Origin of the sequence: Klebsiella sp. JN_Kp122, assembly GCF_040062085.1 — a bacterium.
Lineage (GTDB): Bacteria > Pseudomonadota > Gammaproteobacteria > Enterobacterales > Enterobacteriaceae > Klebsiella > Klebsiella aerogenes.
In genome coordinates this window covers 296,113-312,417 of record NZ_JBEAHW010000048.1, presented here as the reverse complement: position 1 = coordinate 312,417, position 16,305 = coordinate 296,113, and the positions used below count along the sequence as shown (strand labels likewise).

The window sequence follows — 16,305 nt, the reverse complement described above, 5'->3', positions numbered from 1 at the left end:
CCAGCCCGTCATAGCCGTAACGCACCAGCCGCTCGCCCTTGCGCACCGCCACCAGTTGGCGGTTATCGTCCCAGCTGAAATCCTCTTTCTCGCCGTTATGCCGGACATCGCGCCGCTGTCGCAGCTCGCCCGCGCGATCGAATACATAACGCATCCCGTGCTGCTGCCCCTCGCGGAACCAGCCCCCGGCGCTCTCATTCACCGCCCGGGTCTGCGTCTGCAGGTGGCTGCCCGCCGCATCCTGCACAAACTGCCGCAGCGTACCGTCCGGCGCGGTATGGGCCGTCAAGCGCCCCACCGGATCGTAAGCGTAACGATCGCTGCCCCACAGGCTGTCATCGCGCCGGGTCAGGTTACCCAGCCTATCCCAGCTGAAGCCGCTGGCGAACAGCGGTAAATCATTCTGCAACACCTGCTGCGACGTCAGCTGGCCGAGCCGGTCGTAGGTGAAATGACGCGTCACCTCCGCCGACAGCTGCTCGCTGACCCGCCGCCCGGCCTCATCGTAACCCAGCACGATCGGCGCATCGTCATTCAGCTGGATCTTGCTCAGCCGGTCATACTCATCCATGGCGTAACGCACCTGATGACCGCTGTCGCTGCGCCGGGAGACCAGCAGGCCGCGCTCGTTATAGCCATAATGCAGCTGAAAACCGTCCTGCTCCTCCAGCAGCACCCGCCCGGCGTCATCATAGCGCCACGCCAGCCGCCGCCACGGATTCTCACACAGCACCATCCGTCCGCAGGGATCGTAATGATACTTCGCCTGCAGGGTATCGCCGCTGCGCCGCTCGCTTAGCCGCCCGCCGCGGTCGTAACCGTAGCGCACCAGCCGCCCCAGCGGATCCTCACGGCTGATCAGCCGGTTGCCTTTATCCCAGCCATAACGGGTTACCTGTCCCCAGTAATCGGTCTCCGCGGCGATGCGCCCCAGCACGTCGCGGTCCAGCTGCCAGCGCTGACCGTTCTGGTTGATCACCGCCAGCAGGCGATCTTCCAGGTCGTACTGATAGCCAAGCGTCGCGCCATCCGGCGTCTCGCAGGCGGCCAGCATTCCGGTGCGGTTATAACGAAAACGGGTTATCTGGCCGGCTTCATCGGTGAAGTGAAGCGGTGAATCTTCCCGGTCGTAAGCGACGCGAATTTCGCCGCCCTGCGGATTGACCATCGCCACCAGCCGATCCTTGCTGTCCCAGTGGAAACGGCTGCTGCCGCCGCCTGCGTCAATACGCTCCAGCAGGGTGCCGCGCGCGGAATGCCGCAGTTGAGTGGTTCCCGCGCCGGCCTGGCTCAGCGCCTGCAAAAAACCAAACCGATCATAGCGATAGCGACTCTGCCCGGAACCCGGCACGTCCGCCGCGCTCAGCTGCCCGTACTCATCATACTGATAGCGCGAGGTGACGCCGGTAGGGTCCGTTCCCGCCAGCAGGTTGCCGCGTTCGTCATAGTCCGAACGCCAGCAGGCGCCTTTCTCATCAATCAGCGCCAGCACATCGCCGTCTTCATTGTAGGCCGCCTGAATCTGGCTACCGTCCGGCAGATGTTCGGCGATCATTCGCCCCTGTTCATCATACTCCCAACGACGCGTGCTGCCGTCCGGCTCAATGAGTTCGACGGTGCGGCCAAAATCATCGTAGTGGAAGACGGTATTGCCGCCGGTCGGATCGATCTCCGAAACCGGCAGGCCGTTATCATCAAAGCTGACAGACGTTACATGGCCGTTGGAATCGGTGATTTCCACTTCGTTGAGCAAGTCGTGCCAGGCGAAATGGTAATCCCATACGCCGCCGTCGCCCCAAGCGTGAACCACCCGCCACTCGTCATTGAACTGGTAGTGAAAGCCCTGGCCGTTACGGTCGACATGGCTGGTCATATGGCGCAGTTGATAGTAGAAGCGCCGCGGATGCGAAAGCGCATCGATCTCCGCGCTCAACTGATTATCGCTATCGTATTCATAGCGGGTCAGCGGCGTGATCTCGTCATCCAGCGCGTTGCGCAGGCGTAGCGCCCGCAGGCGGCCATCCTGCCAGGTGACGAGGATCTCCCTGCCGCTCATGCCTCGCGTGCTGAACTCGCGAATACGCTCAAGCTCGCGCCCCTGCCAGTCGAACTGCCAGCCGTTACCGTTACGGTCCGCCAGCCGGTAAATCGCCAGCCGCCCGCGCTTACCGCGAAATTGCAGCCGCGCGCTCCCTTCCTGCTCAACATGCCAGAAGCATTCGCCATTGCGGGTTTCCCGCCACAGGCGGCTGCCGTCCGGCAGGCCGACAATACCCTGCTCGCGCCCGTCGGACTGCGGCAGCGCCGCAAACAGCGTCATCCCTTCCGGCTGAGTCAGCACCGCGACGCCTTCATCGGCCAGTATTTCAAGGCGGGTGTCCGCCGGGGTTGACCAGCCGTAACCGCACAGCCCTTCTTCATCGAGATCCGCCGACGAGTAGCTTCGCGTCCACGCCAGCGGCAGGCGGCCGGGTAACAGAAAATCCTCATGTTCCAGGCTCACGCTACCGTCGCGGATATCAACCGGTTCGGCGCGTAGCACCCGGCATTTCAGGACGCCGGGATCCATGTTGCGAAACAGCTTCTGGCGCAGCTTTTTAAACCGCCGCATAAACAGCCGCCACTGCGGCGTTTTTTTAACTTTCTTCAACCCCTTGCCCAACCCGCTTAACCCGGCGCGCATCAGCAGCGCCATCAGGTTGATGGTTGGCGGCCCGCCGACAATCACGTTGTTGGGAATCGCGAGGTTAAACGTCAGCGGCAGCGTCAGCGAGAGCGGCTTTGGTTTGCTCAGCCGCTTCAGGCGGAACGGCGGCACCATTCCGAGGATGTTACAGCTCAGTACCGGCATGCCGATGCGGGAAAACGGTTCACCATCGACGGCGACGGTTTTGCTGCCCATAAACAGCTCGTCTTCCATCTGCGGGCCGCCGGGCGCGCGCAGCGGCGGCACCCACACGCCGCCGACCGGGATATGTACCGCAATACCGCCGGTCCCCGCGCTGGCGCGTTTGATGCTGTTGACGTGTACGGTAGTGCCCAGCAGCGGCAGATAATCAAACACGTCGAAAACGATGCCGATATGCGGCGTCGGCAGCGGCCAGGGATAAGTATGGATATCCAGGCCAAGCTGCGGGTCGAAGTGAGCCCCGGAGTGCATCAGACGCGCCTCAGAACATGGCGCGCAGCAGCGCGCGCAGGAAGGTGCGCACTTCGGTGGCGAACCCGCCGTCCGAAAGGCTTAAAAACAGGATTGCCAGCAGCGTCACGGCAACAATAATAATAATCCGGGTCTTCATAGCGGGTTGCTCCCTGCATTTTCAGTGGATGATGCATCGGTATTTCCCCAGGCAGGCAGGCTTTGCCATTCACCCGGCGGGGCATCAAAGGGGTGGGCGATCTCCGGCAGGCCGTTCCAGTGCGGATGCAGCTTCTCCCGCGCCAGGCGGATCACGCGGCGAAAGCTGTCATCGCCGCCGCGGATCAGTTTTTCCCGCGCTTCGCGGATCAGCGCGAACGCGGCTTCCAGCTGTAGCTGTAACTGCCGGTCCACGCGTTTTACCTGTTCGACGGCGGGTTCCCGCGGCAAGCGGTCTTCCGCCTGTTGGATTAAGCGCTGTTTTTCGCTTTGCCAGCGCGTCGCGCAGGCCTCAAGCGCCTCGGTCCGTCGTTTATCATGGATGCGCAGCAGATCCTGGAATGCCAGCGGCAGCGTGGTCTGGGCGCGCTCCTGGCGTGGGATCGGCTCCGCCGCCTGGATGGCGTGGGCATACTCCTCCATCGCTTTTGCCCGGTGCCCGGCGAGGTTGAGACAAAAACCGGACATCCGCCAGCCTTCTACGGCAAATACCGGGTGTGGAATGGTTTGCGCTTCGCCCGCCGCCCGCCGATAGCCTTTCGCCGCCTGGAGATACTCTTTACGCGCGAACCAGGCGCCGGCCTCGCCAAAAGTGCTTTGGGTACGCAGTTGTCCTTTAAGCGCCGGGTCGGCAATTTCGCCACTGATGGTTTGCGCCTGGCGGTAGTTATCGACGGCCCGTTGATGATCGTTACCTTTCAACCAACCGCCGGCGATCAGGTTATGCATCATCGCCTGCTGGTCAGCCCAACCGCAGCGCTGGGCGACGCCGAGCGCCATACCGCCGCGCGCGGCCACCTGCGCGGCGCTGCCTTTTTCCAGCAGCAGCATGGCATCAGCCAGATAGCGGCGAAACAACAGGCGATCGGGATTCGGATCGCTCTGCCCGCGCGCGGTTTGATGCATCACTTTCATACTGTCGACGTCATCGGTCAGCAGCCGTACCCTGCGTGGATGCGCCTCATACAGCGGCTGCCAAATCGGTTGCTCAAGCGTGTCGATAAGTAACAGTCTGGCGTTGCACGCCTCCTGCGCCAGCCAGCCGTTCAACCAGCGGTTCAACGCCTTTTCATCGCTGACGGCGGAGGGTTTCAGCACCAATACCAGATATCGTAAATCGTCATGAAATGTCGTCGCAAAATCCTGCAGCATCTGCCGCAACTGCGCCGGGCTATAGGTTGGGAGAAAGCGTTCGGCATCCCATATAGCGGCATCCGGCGTCGCTTCGTAGTGTTCCACAAACTCGCGCCCGAGCGCCTCGCTGTAGCCATAGCCGGTCTCGAACGGCGTGGTTAACCCCAGCAGCAGATCCGGCAGCGAGCGGCCTTCAGGATGCTGCTGCAGCGCGATAAAACCATCAAGCAGCGACTCGCCGCCGGCAGGCGTCCGCCAGATAAATAAGCGGATCTGCTCCGCCTGCTCGCTGGCGTCCAGCCAGCTAAGCTCAAGCTCGCTCATTACTTTTTCGGTCGGATTCTTCGCCGCGTTCATTCCCTTTCCCTGTCAGGCATTGAGCTCAATCTTTTTACCATTCACCATCACGCCAGCGGCGTTAATGGTGATCGTCGACCCGCCAGCGGTAATCTCCACGCTGCCGTTACTTATCAGAATGCCGCTTTCGCCCACGTTGATATGTACGGTATCGGTAGCGCTGTCGGTTACGCTCCCTTGCGTAAAGCGGGTATCACCGCCGGTGATGCTCAGGGTACGCCCGGCGCCGATCGTCACCTCTTGCTTACTGGTGATGGTCTGCGTTTGCTTACCGGTCACGGAAATATCGTGATTGCCGGTCACTCCCAGCGTCTGGTTGCCGGTGACCTGCACGTTACGGTTCTGCTGGACGCTGACGCTTTCGTTACCCTGCACCTGACGGGTGCGATCCTGTACGACCGTCAGTGACTGCTTGCCTTCGACGGTCGCGGTATGGTCGCTTTTCACCGTGGTGGTATGGTTGCCGCTGATGGTTTCATCGCGGTTCTGCTCAACGCTTAGGGTCTCATTCCCCTTCACGCTTTCGGTACGGTTCTGCCCAACGGTGGTGGTTTCATTACCATTGATGGTTTTGCTGCGATCTTTGCCGACGGTAACGCTTTCATTGCCATCCACCGTGCGGGTTCGGTTCTGTTTGATATGGCTGGTTTCGTCTTTGCCGACGGTTTTGGTGCGGTTATTGCCGACATCATGGGTCTCGTCGTTTTCGACTTCAGTATCCATGTTGCGCTCGGCGTGCAGCCAGAGCTGCTCTTCGCCGGGTTTATCTTCAAAACGCAGGGCGTTGGCGTTGTCCGGCGAACCATCCTTTGAACGGCTCATAAAACCCATCTGCGTGGCTGCCGCCGGTAGCGCCCACGGCGGCATACTGGCTTCGTTATAGACGCGGCCAATGACAATCGGCCGGTCCGGCTCACCGTTAATAAAGTCCACCACCACTTCATCACCGACGCGTGGGATCTGCACCCCGCCGTAACCCTGGCCGGCCCAGGCGCTGGAAACGCGCACCCAACAGGAGCTATTTTCATCGCCCTGGCTTTCGCGGTCCCAGTGGAATTTCACCTTAATCCGGCCATATTTATCGGTCCAGATCGATTCTCCTTTCGGCCCTACCACGCGGGCGGTTTGCGGCCCGTAGGTGCGCGGCCAGTCGGTCCTTGACGCGGGGACAAATGGCGTCGCGGCGGGAATAACGGTGAATGCGATGCGGTGCTGCGCGGTATTTCCGCCGCCGGAGGCATACTGATTCTCTTCAAAATCATAGCGGGCGCCCACCACCAGCCATTTAGCGTTATCAGCCATGTTAGGCGCATGCGTCAGGGTAAACGTGTGTCCCGGGACGATACCGGTCGCGGTGGCGATACCCTGCGTTTGCTGCTGTTCGGCCTGCCAGGACTGCTGACGAATACGGGCGTAGGCTTCGCCGTCGCCGTGCTCCATAAAGCGCCCCGGCCAGTCGTAAACGTCGATTTTGCCCGGTGTCGGCGAGACCGGATTCTGCAGCGTTTGCAGCATCCAGGCGTGGGGCTTGCGAAAATCATAGTCATCGGTGCTGTAAAGCCCCGGCGTGACGACGTGGCTCGCCATCAGCTGGCTAATGCCCTCTTCGCCGACCGCGCCGCCGCCCGGCTGCGCATGCCAGGGAATAGTTTCATAACCGGGGAAGGATTCAGCCTGCTGATAGTCATCCATCAGCACCAGGGTATGGCCGTCTTTATCGTGGCGGAACAGATAGCTAATACCTTCCAGCTCCAGCAAACGGCTGATGAAATGGAAGCTGCTTTCCGCATACTGCACACAATAATCCCACTGCCGGTAGCTACGCGTAAGTTTGTCCTCAAACTTAACGTTATGCTCGCTAAACAGTTTGGCCACGATATCCGGCACCCGCTGCTGCTGGAAAATACGGAAGTTGCGGTCGCGCATCATCGGCCAGAAATCGGGTTCCAGCGTGGTCTGATAGACGGCGTAGCGCGTCTCGCCAAGATCTTCGGCGCGTACGGTAACGGCGGTGATTTTGCCGGAAAGATAACGCACCTGTCCCCATTGGCCGGGAACCGCCACCGTCATGTTTTTGCCGAGCATGGCCTGACGGTCGATAGCAAAATCCTGGCTGAGTAAATCGACCTGAAAGTGGAAAGGTTCGGACAATTTCTCCTGCCCGCTGAATTTCCAGAATAATAACGAGGAGCTGTCGACAGATGACAGGATCGATATCCGATTAACCATATGGATTCCTTTATGGTGCAGGCAGCCGCGGGGCTAATTCCTTAAGATTAATAAATTATCCTGAATATTTATCAGAAGTCATCTCTCTGCCCGAGATTTCACCCAGGAATACTCTTAATTATTCAACTCTGTGCTTTTGTTCATCTTTATACCGTCATTATTAGTAGTGGAGCTTTCTTAACAGGCGTTAATTACTGGTTTGACTTATTAGAAACGGTAATGAGGTAAGTCTGAAAATAGTCTCCTGGCGCGAAGAAATATGTTTAAACCGGCCCGGACGCTTTAAAATAACCGCGGCTGCGAACTGCCATCACAGCCATTTGCTCACCGGCCTGCTCTTGCATACGGTCGGCCGGTGAGCAATCCCTGGTCGTTAATCGCTCAGACATCCCCTGTCTCGTTAATATCAGATCCTTTACCTCAGTCATATTCAGATTGTTTTTACATAAAATCGTCGCGCTATTTTCGCCCGCTAAACGGCGCAGTCGCTAATATTAGCGATGAGATAATCTATTGTTTATCAATCGGCTTCAGACATAAAACCCCCGCCTGCCGGGCGCTGGCGCAGGTTTTGATAATGTACGACCCTCTTGATCTCTGCCATCGATCTACAATACTGTATATACATACAGTAAAGATAATCGGTGATCATCATGCAGTTTTTCACACTAACCGAACTACGCCAGATCGTGGCACTCCCCCTGTTCAGCGATCTTGTTCCCTGCGGTTTTCCTAGCCCCGCGCAGGATTATGTTGAACGGCGTATCGACCTGAATGAACTGCTGATTCAGCATCCAGGCGCCACCTACTTTGTGAAATCAAGCGGTGACTCAATGATTGGCGCTGGCATTGGCGATGGTGATTTACTGGTGGTGGATAGCTCCCGCAAGGCCGTCCATGGCAGCATCGTTATTGCCGCAGTGGATGGAGAATTCACGGTTAAGCGCCTCCAGTTACATCCTGTTGTCATGCTCAAACCTGATAATCCCGCCTACCAGCCGATTATGCCAGGCAGTGAAGAGTGTCTGGAAATTTTTGGCGTGGTGACCTACATCGTGAAATCGGCGGGCTGATCGTGTTTGCCCTGTGTGATGTGAACTCATTCTATGCTTCCTGTGAAACCGTCTTTCGCCCGGACTTACGCGGCCGCCCGGTGGTTGTTTTGTCCAATAATGACGGGTGTGTGATTTCACGTTCTGCGGAAGCCAAACCGTTTGTGAAAATGGGTGAACCGTACTTTAAACAAAAAGATATCTTCAGACATCATGGCGTGGTTTGCTTCAGTAGCAACTATGAACTCTACGCCGATATGTCCAACCGGGTAATGACGACGCTTGAAGAGATGTCGCCTCGCTGTGAAAAATACTCCATTGATGAAGTTTTTTGCGATCTTACCGGCGTGCGTAACTGCCGCGTTCTTACCGAATTTGGACATGAGCTCAGAGCCACGGTGCGGCAACGCACACACCTGACGGTGGGCGTCGGAATAGCCCAGACAAAAACGCTGGCTAAACTGGCGAATCATGCGGCAAAACGCTGGCAACAGCAGACAGGAGGCGTGGTTGACCTGTCGAATGCGGAGCGGCAAAGAAAATTGATGGCGGCGCTACCGGTGGAAGAGGTTTGGGGAGTGGGTCGACGCATAGCGAAGAGGCTTGAAACGATGGGGATCCGGACGGTATTGCAGCTGGCTGACACGGATATCCGCTTCATCAGGAAACACTTTAATGTCGTACTGGAAAGAACCGTCCGTGAATTACGCGGCGAGCCCTGTCTCGAGCTGGAAGAGTTTGCCCCGGTAAAGCAAGAGATTATCTGTTCCCGTTCGTTCGGCCATCGCATCACCGAGTACGAAGAAATGCGCCAGGCCATCTGTAGTTACGCTTCCCGGGCCGCAGAGAAACTTCGTCAGGAACATCAATACTGCCGGTTTATCTCCGTCTTTGTAAAAACGTCGCCCTTCGCGCCTGATGAACGGTATTACGCCAATAATGCCTCGGTCACCCTGCTTACCCCAACGCAGGACAGCAGAGATATTATCGCCGCCGCGACGCGTTGTCTGGATGCCATCTGGCAAAGTGGCTGTCGGTACCAGAAAGCCGGGGTGATGCTGGGCGATTTTTATAGCCAGGGCGTCGCGCAACTTAATCTGTTTGACGAAAATGCGCCGCGAAAAAATAGCCAAAAACTGATGGAGGTGCTGGACCGCCTGAATGCTGAGGACGGACGTGGGACGCTTTACTTCGCCGGCCAGGGTATCCAGCAACCGTGGCAGATGAAGCGGGAAATGCTCTCCCCGCGATACACCACCCGATATAGCGATCTGCCCACGGTTAAATGATTCCCCGACAGGCCAAACCTTAAATAAAATCAGGTTTGGCCATCATGGCGTCCGTGAGGGTATTTATGGAATATAAAATTGCGCAGCGCGTTTCTCACTTGTCCTTCCGCGGTTGCAGAACAAGTTGATGATGGCTGGCCTCAATGACGCGCGCGCGGTCCGGGTCAAGATCCTCACGGGCAAGCACCAGCTTCCAGTCGTTTTTCGTCAGATCCGGCGCCCGGAACAGCGCCACCACGGCAACATACTGCGCCTGTTCATCCAGCGGCATGGTGAGACTCATCTCCGTTCCCGGTTTGAGCACCAGGCTGCGGCTGGCCAGTTGGTCGTCTTTTAATATCTCCTCCCCCTCCGCCGCCAGCTGCTGGTAAACCGTCTTATCGAAAGTCTTGCGATCCTTCAGCACATAGACCCGCACCATCACCGGCTGGGAGGCGCTGTTATCCTCACGGTTATCGGTGTTTAACGCATTGCGCGCGCTAAAATCCAGACGCAGCGTTTTCACCTGGCGATAAAATACTGACTTTACGGCGGACGAAGCGCCGTCGCTGATTTTCTGTGTTAGCCCGCAACCCGCCAGCATGAATGGCAGAAGAATCAGTGCGGATAGTTTAAGCGAAGTGATATGCAACACGTTGGTTTCCTTGTGATAATGATGCAAGCGGCATGCCGCGGTAGCCGCCCAGTTCCGTGGTAAACGTGGCCGGTAAATCCGGCGGAACCGCGTCCCCCTCCATGCCCAGAACGCCGCTTATGCCGAGCATAAACGGCGATTCACCGAGTACCGGCGCGGGTAACAGCGGCGTGGGAAGCGTTAAGGTGATTTTGGCCTTATAGCGCCAGCCGAGATAAACCCGCAGCAGAACCAGAAAGTCCGCATAGATTTGCCCCTCCGGCATCCAGCCTGCGGCCTCGGCGATATCATCGGTGTACAGCGCGATCAGCAACTGGCTGGCAATCTCGGTCGTTTCATCGCCCAGCACCGTGTAGCCATCAAGCAGGAAATCGTTATCGCCGTAAAAACCCAGCGGCTGCGCCGGGTACACCGTCCGTGGGCAGTGCGGCGACGCTTCCGCCCGCGTATGGGGCGCCAACAATCGTACCAGCGCCTGAATCCCCTCTTCGGTACGCGCGGGCAGGCGCATCACGCTGAGTAATGCCAGAAAGCGAGATACCGGCGCGGCAATATGCTGAGCGGTGCCGGGAATGCCAAGCCCGATCAGCCCCAGCAGGCTCTGTGAAGTACGATCGCGACCGCCGTCTTCAAAGGTTGCCGGATACGAGTATTTGCGCCAGATGCGATAAAACTGGCTCAGAATGCGGTGGTTAAAAATATCGAGAAATGCTTCCTGCGCCTCATGCCCTTCTCTTTGCTGCGCAATATCATCCAGCCAGGCGGTGGGCAACGGCGAATCGACACCGTATAGCCCCATAAAGGTGGTGCGCAGCGTCGGCGGCGCGTCGGGATGCGCCTCATCATACTCCACCGCTTTGAGTTCGCTGACCGGAAAACCCATCCCCGGATGCGGGCGAAAGCGTACCGGATCATCCGCCGGGTTTAGCGTGCGGCCTAATTCCGGCGCGCCAGGTCGCGATTTTTCCAGTAGCTGGCAGAAGCGGTAAAAGTTGATGCGCTGAATATCCCGCTCCAGCCGCGGGCTCAGCCGGGAATGCGGCGTTTGTGGTTCTCCTGCCATTCGAGACGCTCTCCGGTAGGTTGCAGTATCAGAATCAGACGATTAAACAGATGGATGTCGGTATACAGGGCAAAGAAGCGGTTGAGCATCTCGCCAAACAGGCAGATGTCGCCGTGCCCGGCGAAGCCGTTACCGTCGAGCGTCACCTCTATCTGCACGCCGCGTAGAAAGTGCCCCTCGGCAAAACGTTCCACCTCACAGTGGCTCACGTCGACGATCGCCTGCAGGCGACGGCGGTTCATTTCGTTGTCCGTCCAGTCGTACAACGCCAGCGCGCCGCGCAACACCTCGGCGTTATCCATCATCCACAGGAAGCTGCTACCGAGATGGCTCAGTACCCGCCAGTGAAAACGGTCGCGATCCGGTGGATAACACGGCAACGTCGGCGCGCTGAGATTGCGCACCTGGAGTCGCGACGTCGTGGATTTGACCACCGTGTCCAGCAGCGTGCTTTGCAGCGCCCGCCGCGGCAACTGGCCGTTGGTGCCGATCAGGCTCAATGACAGGGTTTCATTCTGCGGCACGCGATGCTGGTCAAACGCCTCGCCGCCCAGCGTCAGCCAGGTATCATGCAGCCCGGACGGGCCACGTTTAACGCGCGTGTGGTAATAATATTCCGGCGCATCATGGCGCAACATGCCGCCTTTGTGGCGAAAACTGGTAAACGGCACATACACTTGGGTGCCGGAAAGACGTGAAGAGGTGACGGACTCCACCGAATAGATTTCGGTGTGTCCATCCTGGACGCGCATGGGGCGCAGCAGATACTCACTTTGTAGTGAATCCAGATGCAGCGGATCCGACTCCAGCGGGAATAGGTTAATAACCGGGCTGCAGTGTAAACGCAGATGTTTCTCTGACAACGCATACTCCTGCGGCCACGGTTTATCCAGCACGACCTCGATCTCAAACCATCCCGGCGCATCAGGAAACGTCATATTCTCCAGCCCGCACAGCGCGACCGACATAAATTTTTCACGAAAGCTGAAATACTCCAGCAGCAACTGGTAGCCGCTGAACCCGCCGCTTTGGGGCAGCAGCGCATCATCATGGCCAAAACCGCAAACGGCAAAATGGGCCGCCAGCGGCCTGCTATCGGCCTCCCCCGCCAGACGTATGCCGATGCGCGCCACATTCAGGGTCAGCGCTTCATGCAGCGCGCAGGCCAATGGCGCGTCGGCATTCAGATACAACGGAATACGGCTCAGGTCGAGCACCCGCCAGTCCACCAGCGCGCTACAGTCAAAACGCAGACAAATCGCCTGGCGGCCGTCGGCCTGCGCCCTGACGCTGGCGCGGGAGAGCGCGAGCGGCTGTAAAGTTAGCGGCTGGGTCGTGGTGTAACGGCAGCGGGTGCCCGTCTCGCCGATGGGCCGGGAGATCACTTCCGTTCCCTTCTTCAGCCGCTGCGGCTCTTTCATCTCCCGCCAGTCGACGCTGAACTCCACCATCGCCAATGACGGAATGGTACGGAGATAATGCGGCCAAATCATACTCACCAGCCCGCCGGTCAGCTCCGGCAGGTCGTCATCGAGCTTTTCGCGCAGCCGCCCCATCAGGAAAGCAAAACCTTCGAACAGGCGCTCAACATAGGGATCGCGGGCGCCGGCTTTATCGAGGTTTAACGCCGCGGCGCGATCGGGATGGGCGCGGGCAAACTCCTCGCCGGCCTCGCGCAGATAGCGCATTTCAGCGTCAAAATAACGCAGAGTTAAATCGTCCATGGAATATCTCAGATGTCAGAATTGAAAAACTCGCTGCTTGTAAAGCAGCGCTTGCAGAGTGAATGTCGCCCCTTATTCCTCTACGTCACCGTCGGCAAACGGTTCTGCTCGGTGGGCCTCCACGATGAAAATCTGTGTCGGCAACGTGAAGTTTCGCAGTTTCAGCAACGCCAGCGGGCCATCGCCGAGTTCGGTACGCAGCAGCCACTGCAGTTGCCGGTTATCCGGCGTATTGACCGTCAGACGAAACAGCCCATCGCCGATCTGCTGGCGCTTCATTCTCTCCAGCATACGCAGCGTGCCCCACGGGCCGCTGTCGTTCGCCAATAGCCGGGCGCCCGCCGCCACTGAGCTCCAGCTCAGCATCGCGCCGGGTTTGTTGATAGTCCCCGGCCAGCGGAAACTTTTCCATTCGGCAAGCTGGTTAAAGTAGTGCAGATTCTGGCCGTCGAGGGTGAGTTGCGTTTCAACAATGCCCGGCGTCGCCACCCCCTGTAGTTCAAACCCCATTCCCTGACTGCCGTCGGTAAACAGGATGTCGGACAAGGAACTCAGTTGATTAATCGCCTTCAGGAAGGCCGGATTGAAAGTCAGCCCCTGACTGTGCGCGCTATCGGCCACCCAGCGGCTACCCTCCCGGTTGAGCACGCCGCCCAACTGTCGGGCAAGAAACTGGTCGATTCGCCCGCTATCGCGACGGATGAATGCCGCCAGCATCGGTAGCGAGACATCGTTTTTGCCCGCGGCAAACGGATAGCGGCCGTCGAAAGCCGAATGCCAGTTAGCGACCACAGAACGCTGCCACGCCTCGTTCAGGCTGGCAGCCGATGGCTGCAGCACCGTTTCCCAGGCCTGCGTCAGCGGCTGGACGAACATGGTCTGGCCGAAACCGCTCCACTCTTCGCCGAGGCTGGCCGCCACCAGGCTGCCGTACTCCTGGGTGTCGGTCAGGTCGACGCTTTTACCCTGGAACACGGTCTGCGCCAGCTGCTGCATCATCGCCTGCGGGTCGGGGGCGTTTGCCACCTGCTGGAGCCGCAGGCGTACGCGGGTCAGGCGCGTCAGCCAGGTCTGTAAACTGAGGGTGCTGTCTGCGGCGACCACGCTTTGAGAGGGATTTTTGCCCATCAGCGCCAGCAGCGGCCCAAAGGTACTCTCCAGCGGGCCGCGCGCGCCGCCGGCCTGCTGGTCGATAAACGGCTGCTTATCCTTATCGAGTAGATTTTTTGCCGATTTCACCAGCGAATCCGCCACGCCCTCACGCTGCTGCCCGGTCTGCCCCTGCCAGGTAAGGGTATTCATCAACGCAATCAGCGGCGACTGACGAACGTCGCCCGCCAACGTCAGCTGATCGGTCACATCGGCAATATTGCGCGCCGGATTCAAGCGGATGCTATTGAGAAAACCCAGCCACGCCCCGGCGAAATCGGTGAAATAGCGATCGGTCAGCCGCTGTTTCAACGCCTCCGGGGAGACGTCGCCGCTGACGGTCTGGCGGCTATCGCTCAGCACCCAGTCGATCTCATCGCGCCTGGTCGCCACCGCCTTATCGATCGCCTCGCGCACGCCGCCCTCCCACGCCTGACGGGTAAACATCCCCGGCACCACCTCTTCCGTGGTAAACAACCGGCTCGCATTGGTCTGCGGCGTCATGTCTTCCAGCGTCATGTCGGCATAGTTACGGCGCACCTGCAGCAGCATGTTCTCGTAAAGCGTGCTTTCGGCGTTGCGCCGCCCGATTTGCGCCAGCAGCACCTGACGCGCTTGCGTCACCAGCGCGGCGTCCGGGGTGATTCTCCACGTCGGCTGCGATGGCAAGTTGTCCATATAGAAGCCCCATAAATCGGGGGCGATGCTCTGCCATAGCGCCGGGGCGACTCCCTGACGCGTCTGCTGCGCGGCGGTCATTGCCTGGCGGTAAAACGCCGCATCGGCTTTGTCCGGACGCGCCATCATCAGATAGGCCTTTAACTGGTCATAACCCGCTTTCGCCAGCTGCGCCCGCTGCGGGCTGCGCGGCGGTAGGTTGACCAACACCGTCAGTTGCCGGGTGAGCGCTTCTGCCGCGGCGTCGCGGATCAGACGCTGGTTAGCCCGCCCATACCACGGCAGCAGCGCGGCAGAAAGCGGCGCATTATGATTAAGACCAAAGCGCTGATACCAGGGCGCGCCGTTGGCGAGCTGATTCTGTAGACGGCCGATATCGTTGCGCAGCACCTGCAAATCGATCAGCTGCTGGTCGTTAACGACGGGCTGCCGCAGCAGCTGTACCCGCTGGGTGGCGCTGACAATTTGCTGGCGGTTGACGATAAAAGAGAGCAGGCTTCCCGCCGCCCACAGAGCAATCAGCGTCAGCAGGCCGACGCCGAGGGAGCGGCGCCACGCCACCCCCACCGGCACGCCGCGCGCGCGGCCGCAGTCTGCGATGATCCCCTGCCAGACGGCCGGGGCCGGCCAACGGTGGGGATAGAGTCCATTGTCCACCGCTTCTTCCGCCTTTAACGAGGGGCTGAACAGCAGACCGCGGAGCGGGATCTGTTGCAGATGCCCGGTAAGACACGGCGTCAGTAGCGTCTTCCAGCCGCTGATACCGCCCTCCTTCAGCCATTTAGCGACACGCAGCAGGTAATCGTGGGACGAATCAGCGCACAACTGCTGGGTCCCCTGCGCCAGCATGGCGGGCAGAATGGCGCGAAGCTGCCGTTCAACATCCTGCGGGACGGCCCGCGGCGGGAACAACGCCCCCAGGGTCTGGGTAATGCGCGTATCCTGCGGCCAGTCGCTGTCGTGGAGTTGCCACAGATAGACCGGCGGCTGGTAGCACAGGACCTGCGTAACCTGCTCCAGCGTACGCAAATACCCGTCCAGGGTCGCGGCGGTGGCCTGAGCATTGTCCAGCGCCAGCACGATACCATCCAGCGGCCGGCGGCCGCGCAGCCGACGCAGGGCGCTGAGCCGCTCGTTATCCACAGTCGCCGACAGGCTACCGCCGTGAATTAGCACCGTACCGCGGCCCTCCAGCCATTGCTGTTGCGCAAGGCCTGGAGCGATGGCGGCAATCTGCGCCGCCTCGCCAGCGACCCACAGCAGGCGGACCTTATTGCGCCACAATCGGCCGTAGCGGCGACGGAGAAAGTGCTTTAAGGACGCAAACGGCTGCGCCGGTTTTGTCTGCTGGCTAATAAAAGTCCGCGTCTGACGCTGTTGCCCATCGGCTTTTTGCCTGATAAACAGGTGGAAAGCAATAAAGCCCAGTATCCAGAGACAGAGACCATACGCCCAGATCAGGCCACAGACGGTCACTATCTCGCGGATCGCCGTCCACTGCAGCGTGCGGTTGGCGTGCCAGTTCCACCATCCCAGACCGCTCAGCAGGACCACAATTGTCCAGACGGCAAGACACAGGGTCGCGGTAGCCGCTACGGTCATTACCGCGGCATTTTTTTCCTTGAACATAAAATTGAT

The 16,305-nt window shown here is 59.2% G+C and carries 10 protein-coding genes; 2 read left to right on the top strand and 8 right to left on the bottom strand.

From position 1 onward, the window contains the following. From ABLU78_RS23985 to tssI, 4 genes are all read right to left on the bottom strand, one after another. Positions 1 to 3,160: DUF6531 domain-containing protein (locus tag ABLU78_RS23985; protein ID WP_348820670.1), on the bottom strand; the 3,160-nt coding region annotated here is incomplete at its 3' end. Positions 3,161 to 3,170: 10 nt separating this feature from the next. Next, complete coding sequence (locus ABLU78_RS23980; RefSeq protein WP_015366119.1) at positions 3,171 to 3,299, bottom strand: hypothetical protein; 129 nt, start codon at positions 3,297 to 3,299, stop codon at positions 3,171 to 3,173. Beyond that, entirely contained in the window at positions 3,296 to 4,849 is a 1,554-nt protein-coding gene (locus tag ABLU78_RS23975) for a hypothetical protein (protein ID WP_047042034.1), read from the bottom strand. Before ABLU78_RS23975 ends, ABLU78_RS23980 begins: the two co-directional genes overlap by 4 nt. Positions 4,850 to 4,861: 12 nt before the next feature. Then, positions 4,862 to 7,078: a type VI secretion system tip protein TssI/VgrG gene (gene tssI / locus ABLU78_RS23970; RefSeq protein WP_048228894.1), complete on the bottom strand. Its 2,217-nt coding sequence runs from the start codon at positions 7,076 to 7,078 to the stop codon at positions 4,862 to 4,864. A 653-nt stretch (positions 7,079 to 7,731) separates the two neighbouring features. On the opposite strand from tssI, the gene ABLU78_RS23965 reads away from it, so the two are divergent. Both ABLU78_RS23965 and ABLU78_RS23960 read left to right on the top strand, forming a co-directional pair. Continuing rightward, positions 7,732 to 8,151 (top strand): translesion error-prone DNA polymerase V autoproteolytic subunit, encoded by a 420-nt coding sequence (locus ABLU78_RS23965; protein WP_015705808.1) that lies wholly within the window; start codon positions 7,732 to 7,734, stop codon positions 8,149 to 8,151. A 2-nt stretch (positions 8,152 to 8,153) separates the two neighbouring features. Next, on the top strand, positions 8,154 to 9,419 hold the full coding sequence (locus tag ABLU78_RS23960) for a Y-family DNA polymerase (RefSeq protein ID WP_015366112.1): 1,266 nt from the start codon (positions 8,154 to 8,156) through the stop codon (positions 9,417 to 9,419). Between the two features lie 94 nt (positions 9,420 to 9,513). Here ABLU78_RS23960 and tssJ read toward each other — a convergent pair whose 3' ends face one another. The 4 genes from tssJ to ABLU78_RS23940 form a co-directional block, all read right to left on the bottom strand. Continuing rightward, positions 9,514 to 10,053 (bottom strand): type VI secretion system lipoprotein TssJ, encoded by a 540-nt coding sequence (gene tssJ / locus ABLU78_RS23955; protein WP_045413530.1) that lies wholly within the window; start codon positions 10,051 to 10,053, stop codon positions 9,514 to 9,516. Beyond that, complete coding sequence (gene tssG, locus ABLU78_RS23950) at positions 10,031 to 11,116, bottom strand: type VI secretion system baseplate subunit TssG (RefSeq protein WP_048228896.1); 1,086 nt, start codon at positions 11,114 to 11,116, stop codon at positions 10,031 to 10,033. The genes tssJ and tssG overlap by 23 nt, the downstream gene beginning before the upstream one ends. Next, a complete protein-coding gene (tssF, locus tag ABLU78_RS23945; RefSeq protein WP_047057961.1) occupies positions 11,080 to 12,840 on the bottom strand; it encodes a type VI secretion system baseplate subunit TssF in 1,761 nt (586 codons plus the stop codon). Before tssF ends, tssG begins: the two co-directional genes overlap by 37 nt. Positions 12,841 to 12,912: 72 nt before the next feature. Further along, entirely contained in the window at positions 12,913 to 16,296 is a 3,384-nt protein-coding gene (locus tag ABLU78_RS23940) for an ImcF-related family protein (protein WP_048228898.1), read from the bottom strand. Positions 16,297 to 16,305 lie beyond the last annotated feature (9 nt).

Excerpts from the sequence above, each read along its gene's own strand:
- ABLU78_RS23980 (WP_015366119.1), bottom strand. The coding sequence starts at position 3,299 with ATGAAGACCCGGATTATTATTATTGTTGCCGTGACGCTGCTGGCAATC.
- ABLU78_RS23975 (WP_047042034.1), bottom strand. The coding sequence starts at position 4,849 with ATGAACGCGGCGAAGAATCCGACCGAAAAAGTAATGAGCGAGCTTGAG.
- tssI (WP_048228894.1), bottom strand. The coding sequence starts at position 7,078 with ATGGTTAATCGGATATCGATCCTGTCATCTGTCGACAGCTCCTCGTTA.
- ABLU78_RS23965 (WP_015705808.1), top strand. The coding sequence starts at position 7,732 with ATGCAGTTTTTCACACTAACCGAACTACGCCAGATCGTGGCACTCCCC.
- tssG (WP_048228896.1), bottom strand. The coding sequence starts at position 11,116 with ATGGCAGGAGAACCACAAACGCCGCATTCCCGGCTGAGCCCGCGGCTG.
- tssF (WP_047057961.1), bottom strand. The coding sequence starts at position 12,840 with ATGGACGATTTAACTCTGCGTTATTTTGACGCTGAAATGCGCTATCTG.
- ABLU78_RS23940 (WP_048228898.1), bottom strand. The coding sequence starts at position 16,296 with ATGTTCAAGGAAAAAAATGCCGCGGTAATGACCGTAGCGGCTACCGCG.